Annotated in this window: 8 protein-coding genes; 7 read left to right on the forward strand and 1 reads right to left on the reverse strand. The window is 44.0% G+C overall.

The genetic code is table 11. The features are described 5' to 3' along the window. Positions 1–384: 384 nt before the first annotated feature. The 7 genes from QUA53_RS28170 to QUA53_RS28200 all read left to right on the forward strand — a co-directional run bounded on the left by QUA53_RS28170 (position 385) and on the right by QUA53_RS28200 (position 6,054). On the forward strand, positions 385–747 hold the full coding sequence (locus QUA53_RS28170) for an HNH endonuclease (RefSeq protein ID WP_333101065.1): 363 nt from the start codon (positions 385–387) through the stop codon (positions 745–747). A gap of 25 nt (positions 748–772) precedes the next feature. Then, on the forward strand, positions 773–958 hold the full coding sequence (locus QUA53_RS28175) for an SMI1/KNR4 family protein (RefSeq protein ID WP_333101066.1): 186 nt from the start codon (positions 773–775) through the stop codon (positions 956–958). Positions 959–1,385: 427 nt separating this feature from the next. Beyond that, on the forward strand, positions 1,386–3,026 hold the full coding sequence (locus QUA53_RS28180) for a hypothetical protein (RefSeq protein ID WP_333101067.1): 1,641 nt from the start codon (positions 1,386–1,388) through the stop codon (positions 3,024–3,026). Continuing rightward, positions 3,019–3,531 carry a hypothetical protein gene (locus QUA53_RS28185; RefSeq protein ID WP_333101068.1) on the forward strand — a complete coding sequence of 171 codons (513 nt, stop codon included), beginning with the start codon at positions 3,019–3,021 and terminating at the stop codon, positions 3,529–3,531. Before QUA53_RS28180 ends, QUA53_RS28185 begins: the two co-directional genes overlap by 8 nt. A gap of 43 nt (positions 3,532–3,574) precedes the next feature. Next, entirely contained in the window at positions 3,575–4,330 is a 756-nt protein-coding gene (locus QUA53_RS28190; RefSeq protein WP_333101070.1) for a mobilization protein MobD-like protein, read from the forward strand. Positions 4,331–4,451: 121 nt separating this feature from the next. Then, complete coding sequence (locus tag QUA53_RS28195) at positions 4,452–5,573, forward strand: DUF6753 family protein (protein ID WP_333101071.1); 1,122 nt, start codon at positions 4,452–4,454, stop codon at positions 5,571–5,573. A 58-nt stretch (positions 5,574–5,631) separates the two neighbouring features. After that, positions 5,632–6,054 (forward strand): hypothetical protein, encoded by a 423-nt coding sequence (locus tag QUA53_RS28200; protein ID WP_333101072.1) that lies wholly within the window; start codon positions 5,632–5,634, stop codon positions 6,052–6,054. On the opposite strand, the gene QUA53_RS28205 is transcribed toward QUA53_RS28200, so the two are convergent. After that, the gene (locus QUA53_RS28205; protein ID WP_333101073.1) at positions 5,996–6,928 is read right to left on the reverse strand and encodes a hypothetical protein; all 933 of its coding nucleotides are present in this window, start codon (positions 6,926–6,928) and stop codon (positions 5,996–5,998) included. The two genes, QUA53_RS28200 and QUA53_RS28205, sit on opposite strands and share 59 nt — an antisense overlap. Positions 6,929–6,995: the final 67 nt, after the last annotated feature.

The following is a 6,995-nucleotide window of genomic DNA, read 5'->3' on the forward strand; positions in this document are numbered from 1 at the left end:
TGAGGACGACCAGACATTGTAATTCTCTCCTTTACTTTTTACACAAGTCTATCACATCTTTAAAAAAATGGTATTAGGGGGTTTCATTCCAGTATGCCCGTTCAACCTCCTAAACAGGAGGAATAGCAACCCGGATTAGAATAGAGTCTGGTGAAACTGCTTTAAAGGTGAGGTAGTCTGGAAAAAGCTGAAAATAATTGTTCAGCAAACTTTGATGCCCTCACCAAATTGACAAAAGGTGTAGAAAAACCTCAATGTGGCTAAAATTTGGTGTTGATCCCGGCGGCTTCCCGGCGATCATTGATGGGGTTGTGCGGGAAAAACTAGCCTCGCTTACCTTTACTGCGACGGTGGATTGACAGTAATAAGCTTTTACGATTATGTATGGCAAAACCCAAAAGATACCCCAACAATTGGCGAGAGATTGCGCTCTCGGTGAAAGAAAACGCGGGGTGGCGTTGTGCAAAGTGCCATCAGCAATGTCTCCGACCCGGCAAACAAAGCAACTTAACCAAATCCGAACGCTTGAAGGTAACTTTAACCGTACACCACCGCAACAGAATACCCGAAGACAACCGCCTCGAAAACTTAGTCGCCCTGTGTACCGCGTGTCACCTTTCCTATCACAACCGCGGGCAGTCCAACGTATCGCCGGGGCAATTATCCCTGTTTCCCGATGATGCCATTGACTGGGATATTATGGAGTGCTCTCTGGAATCGGCAATTGAAAATATCAGAGAATATTAAAGAATTAGCAGAACTGCTTCAACCCTTGCAGCAAGAAGATAAAAATCTGCACGGAACACGCGCAGATTCTCATCAATACAAACTGAGGCCAACGCTTGCGGAAGCCGAGTTGCAAAGTTTCGAGCGGCAACATCAAATCAAGCTGCCCGAAGATTACCGTACCCAATTTATTTCTTTGAAGCTCCAGAACTCCCCGCTCAGCTTGAGTTAAACGAAGACAGGATAGTTATCAAAATCCATCTTTCGCCTTTCATCTTACAATAGTCCGGACAGTTTTTATATGGCCCAATGGCTTATTCTGTAGGACTTCGCAGCCCCTGTGAGTAATTAAATCAATGTCAGCTCCACTCCTGAGTTGCATTTAATTGGACTTTATTTATGCTCCTTGCGCTGTAAAGCTTGTAGCCTCGTTCCAAAAACTGTCCGGAGTATTGATCTTAGCCTAACCTTGACATAGTTGCTCTTTGTAGGAAGTGGAAAACAACCGGCAAAAACCGAGATATTTTCCTTGCAAGGCAGCCTGTCCCCCGCCATTTGGAGGGGGCTATTTTAATTATCCAAAACCACCGGATTTGGTGAGGTCAGACTTAAACTGAAGCCAATACTATCATTTTATAACGTAATAAAAGCCAGCGTTTATGAAGAAAAAATCCTCAATACCAGATGCAATTCTGGCTATAGATTTTGGAGGCTTATCTACTAGAGTTTTCTGCCAAAGCTCGCAAGCAGACAGTAAAGCAAACTCCTTTGTAATGGAATCGCAGGTGGGGCCAGTGAGCCAAGACATAGCCAATTGTTTCACACAACCCAACCTCGCATCAGCATCTCCCGAAAATATTGCTTGGGTGGCAATTGGTAATGAATGCCGAGCCGTTGGCTACCTGGCAGCATCGCAATTCAATGCTCACATCGGTTTAGCGGGACTGAAGTACAGTAGCGCTTTGTACAAAGCTCTAGCAGCTTTGTGGGTAGTGTCGCGGAAGTTAGATTTAGGCAATCAATTTAGCGCTGCGATCTCCGTTTTCTTGCCCCCAGGCGAATTTAATGACTCCAAGCAATTTTTTGAGCTATTAAGTCAATACTCTGCTTCATTTGAAACACCCACCGGCAAGCTCTCCGTCACCCTGGACAAAACCCAAGCTTTGCAAGAAGGTGGCGGCATTGCTTTGATCCACAACAGCAATTTAGGTTCAGCCTTCAAGCAGCGGGTAACTGCCTTTGTTATGGTAGGATTTCGCAATGCTTCGGTAATAGTTTCGGCACGCGGTGCTGTCGGTAAGGGCAAAACTTCAGACTTAGGAATGGTAAGGTTGGTGGATCTAGTTCAAGAGCGAACCTCTAACTACGATGCTTCCCGTTTGGCTTTATCAATCGCTCAAGCGGGCGTAAGCTACAACCGCCCTTACTTTTACCGAATTGCTCGGAATCGAGAGGAGACAGCGAAAGATCGAGAAGTTGACCAATTGATTGAAGCAGTCAAGCTGTCTCGCTTCGACTACGCTCGAATGCTATCTCATTGGATTAATGAAGTGCTGCCGCCCGATTTAGATGAAATTGTATTTTGCGGGGGTACTTCTGAATATATGAAGCCAGAACTGCGAAATCAGTTTTCTCATTATTCGCTGTCTTGGCACGCAGGTATAACAGTGCCAAAAACACTTGACCCTGATGGTTTAGGTTGCCGCATAGCTGATGTTTACGGACTATTTTCTTACTTCAAATCTCAGTTTGAGGTACTGAGGCAAATCTCTGTTGCGGCAACTTCTCAGAGGGCAGAAGATACAACTTCTACTTCAGGAGATGCTCCACTCCCTCCAACTGATATACAGAGTGTAAAAGAATGTGCTGAACAATCTATCAAGCCAAAATCTAAACAATCTACCAAGCCAAAATCCGAGCCACCTACTAAATTAAAAGTTGAGCAATTTACTCACGCTAAATCCGAGCAATCTACTGAACAAAAAATTGAGGAATCTACTGAACAAAAGACTGAAGATATTACTGAACCAAAAATTGAAGAACCCGCTGAACAAAAAATTGAGGAACCCACTGAACAAAACACTGAAGATATTACTGAACCAAACAGTGAAATTTGCGCTCAACAACAGGCTGATTCAAGTATCAAAGAGAGCTGCTTAGATGATTCTAATAAATTGAGTGATGAGTCGTCGTCCAATACAGAACCTTCATTAGAGGAATCAGAAGCAAACTTAGATGCAGCTCTCTTATTGGGAGGGCCCTACCGAGGTGCTGGAAAGAAGGTGAGGAATTATGCCTAGAAAACGTTACAAGGAATTTTGCTGGCGCTGTCAAGTTTTGCCAGATTCCGAAGACGCTATTTTGCTATCTTACCTGCAAAATCATCCTTTTTTTAGTTTCCAGGAAACGATTTTACCTCTAATCAAAGCGCGGTGGCTGTTAGCATCATTACGCAATAGCGGTAGTCATTCTAGTACAGAGTTAGAGTATTTGAGGCGAGAAAGCATTAATTTTTTGCTCAGGCAGATAGATGAAGTTTGCCGAGATGCGGGATTTAACTGTACCGAGTTAGGAGCAATTGCCCCTGGTATTTCTTCGGGTTTAATTCCTTTAGCTACTTTCCCTCACTTATCGAATTCAGGTGCATATATTGCTACGGAATTAACTGCCCCTGAGAGTTCAAATCCCGCAAGTTTGCCCGAAGAAAAAGAACCAGAGGAATTTGCGGGAGAAATTGAGTTTGAAAACAGCGCATTTAACTTAGCTGGTTTCGATCCGGCAATGGTCGGGCCTAGCTTTAGTTAAAAATTATTAAGTCTTGAATAGACATCCAGCAAGGAGGAATGAAATGACTAACATGATTCACTTGGTTGACGGCGAGAAAGGTGGCGTTGGCAAGTCGATGCTAACTCGGATTCTGGTTGAATTCAATCAGAAGTATGAACTGCTGTACACGTTAATTGATGGTGATTTTCAAAATCCTGACGTGCAGCAGCGCTATCCTGAACACAATGCAAAAATCGTAGCTTTAGTTGAAGATGAAGAGAAGTTTTTCGATATCGATATTATTTTTGAAACTGCAGTAGAAACTCCTGTGATTGTCAATTTACCCGCTCGGGTTTACAGCATTATCAACAAATGGATTGACGAAGCTAATTTAACCTCTCCTGATTTTAAACAGCAGTCAGGAGTTGATGTATGCAAGTGGTTTATTTGTGGGGGTACGACGGACAGCATTGAAATGTTTATTGACTCTTTCAACTACTTTGAAGGTCAGCTCAATCACATTTTTGTCCGCAATTTTGGAGTTTGCAAAGATTGGTCGCACGTACAAAGCCATAAGGAAATGAACAAGCTCATTAATAATTACCGAATTCCTGTGGTAGATTTGCCAGCTCTGAGTGCAAGAGAGCGCAAGTTTATTGATACGAAGCGGTTGTCATTTTCTCAAGCAATGAAACACTCTGAATTTTTCTTGATTAGCCAGCAGCGATTGCATACTTTTCTGGAAGACTGTTTTCGTCTGATCGAAGATGTAGGTTTGTTTAACAACGCGCCCAATCGCACTAAAAAAGAAGCGATCGACCCTACGAACGAAAAATAAATGAGGAAATACAGACAGAGAACAAACAAAAAAATTAGCAACAGGTTGTAAAATCTCAGGAGAGAAGATGCGCGATGCAGAACAGCATAAAGATTTGGATTTTGCTTAGGTAGGAGGTTGAATGTCCGATCGACTTTTAGAAGAACTTTCCGAAGTTGACTCTGAAGAGTTTGGCGAGATATTGGAAACGCCAAGGGAACAGGGCAGACTTAATAATACCAAAAATAATTCCCTACAATCCGCTGAAAATTCGCAAAATTTGCCCGATTCTCCAGATACAGTCCCAGAAGATGCAGTAGAAGAAAAGTTGAAATCAAATGGGAGTAAGCTAAATGAAGAGGAGTTTTGGGAACTCATAGACGATGATTCGAGGGAAAGAGAAGCTCTGAACAGAGATCCTTTATCTGCCCCTCCCATGTACGAGAGAGATACTGAGTCACTAATCAGCCAGGTACTCAAGGGCAAAGACTCCAAATTTCGCTCTCATGTCATTCAGACAGCTTACCGATACGGTCTCAATAAAAATGACCCGCTTTTTATCGTATTGCTGGCTACAGGTCAACTCGAACTGCTGTTAGAAAAAAAACCACAAGAGATTGACCAGTTTTTCAAGAATTGGCAATCTCAATGGCAAGGTGATTTGAAAGATTCTCAAGCTGTTATTTCTCAAGAACTGGAACAAGTTCGCCAGCTTACTGAAAATTGGGAAAAAGAAAGCAGGGAGTTTTTAGAACGGCAGGGAAAAGCGGCTGTTAAGGTGCAACATCGCCACATTTCCAACTCAGTTTACACTCTAGTGCGACAAGCAGCTTTAGAGAAAGTTGCTCACGATATTTGGTCGGTGATTTTTGGAAGCGGGGTGGTGTTAGGGGCAATGGCGATCGGCGCTTTTATCGGGTTAGCTGTGCCCCGGTTCATTCCACCGCCTGAACTCGACCCAAAAGGGCCGCGCCAGCTCACTTTAGAACAAGCCGTAGCGCTCGAATGGGGGCTGAGCAAAGAGGGTCAGTTTGCTCGCAAGAACGCGGATACAATTCAGTGGGCAACAAGCAATGAAGGGAAATATGCTCGCCAACTTATGAGCTGGAATCAAGCTTTGTTGAGCGAGAAAGGTGACAAAAAATTGTGTGAAACTGAGATAAATCGATTGGGGGTGACGCTGACAGTAGAGGGTAAACCTGCACAAAAAGGATTTTGTACTTTGTGGATTCGCTCCCCTCAAGAACGAAAGTTTGTTCCTTGATGGCAAATACTAAAATCGAGAATGGGATGTAAATAAGTTAGCTTAACAGGAGAAATCTATGATGGCCACTTTGAACAATCAGCCGTTATCGGACCCCAATCAGAAGCAAGTACAGTCGCAAATATCGGGTGTTTTAGTTGCACTAAACGACCCATTCGATGAGATGGTTTGGGATTACTGTTTGAGTCAAACATACCCAATATCGGAACAGATTAAGATTGTGCTGAGTGCTTTCTGGGGGCCGTTTGCTGCCAAAAATGCTAGCAAGTCTCCAGAGCGAGTGCGAGCAATAGCTTGTTATTCACTGCAACAATTAGCAGCTCAACAAAAATTGATTGACTCAGTGTTTGAACTGTCAAGTGAATCAACTAAAATTTCCGAAGTTATTGCTGTTCTCAAAAGGAAGAATAGTTGTGAGGCACTCAATCAAGCTTGTGTCTGTTCTCAATCTGTTCTAAATACTGCAATTCGGTGGGAGTAAGAGCCGTTGTTCTTTCTAACAAGTTCAGAATTTCGACTTCAAACGGATCTAGATTTCCTAATTTGTGAAGTCGGTCAGTGCGATCGCAAATTTCTTGAAGTCCGGGTTGATTGTCTAGCGGTACAGCAGTGAGAGCCGAGTGCTTGAAGGTGTATGACTGCATAGTAACGGTGGGGATGTGTCGCATCCACACAGTGGCGGTTTTCTCGCCCACTGACTGAATGCGGCCTAACCTGCCGTTAACATCTTCGCGATCGGGCGCGTACACTTCCACCAAGGAACCAATTTTGAGCGTCAGGTGATGAGCGATGGTAGGTTCACCTTCAGGCTTTACTTTTTGGTCGCGCCCCTGTAAAGTTTTGGCAACCTTAGCCGGACGGCTGCGAGCATCAATCGCCAAAGCGATGACCTGCTTCTTGGTCATCCCCGCAGAGCGATTCAGTATTTTCCACTTCATATCCTCTCCTCCAATGGAACTCAGGGTGTCTACTGCTTTAGCAAACTGAGCGTCTCTGCGAATTGTTTTTGGGGATGCCTTGAACTGTGCCCCCAACTTTGTCTCTGTTTTCAAGTGGTCAAAATGACCACTTGATTTTCTGTCTCCGCCGCGGGACTGTTTGGTGAGTTCGTACCAAGTGCCGCGCAAATAGCTGACTGACTCAGACGTGAGATTGCGACGGCCCAGTTGATTGAGGAGCATCCAAACTTTGACGGTGTTAGGGCTGTCGAAAGACATCTCTACAGTTTGGTAGGGGATGCCGTGCGCCGTACAAATAGCATAGCGGTTGTGACCGTCGATGAGAATTTTTTCCTCAGCCCAAACCACCAAAGGGTCCCGACACCCTTTCTCTTGAATGCTGGCTTCTAATACCATTTTTTTAAAGATGTGATAGACTTGTGTAAAAAGTAAAGGAGAGAATTACAATGTCTGGTCGTCCTCA

The sequence above is a fragment of the Microcoleus sp. Pol12B3 genome (assembly GCF_036701355.1).
Lineage (GTDB): Bacteria > Cyanobacteriota > Cyanobacteriia > Cyanobacteriales > Microcoleaceae > Microcoleus.

Coding starts and splice junctions, on each gene's coding strand:
- QUA53_RS28170 (WP_333101065.1), top strand. CDS start 385: ATGGCAAAACCCAAAAGATACCCCAACAATTGGCGAGAGATTGCGCTC.
- QUA53_RS28180 (WP_333101067.1), top strand. CDS start 1,386: ATGAAGAAAAAATCCTCAATACCAGATGCAATTCTGGCTATAGATTTT.
- QUA53_RS28185 (WP_333101068.1), top strand. CDS start 3,019: ATGCCTAGAAAACGTTACAAGGAATTTTGCTGGCGCTGTCAAGTTTTG.
- QUA53_RS28190 (WP_333101070.1), top strand. CDS start 3,575: ATGACTAACATGATTCACTTGGTTGACGGCGAGAAAGGTGGCGTTGGC.
- QUA53_RS28195 (WP_333101071.1), top strand. CDS start 4,452: ATGTCCGATCGACTTTTAGAAGAACTTTCCGAAGTTGACTCTGAAGAG.
- QUA53_RS28200 (WP_333101072.1), top strand. CDS start 5,632: ATGATGGCCACTTTGAACAATCAGCCGTTATCGGACCCCAATCAGAAG.
- QUA53_RS28205 (WP_333101073.1), bottom strand. CDS start 6,928: ATGGTATTAGAAGCCAGCATTCAAGAGAAAGGGTGTCGGGACCCTTTG.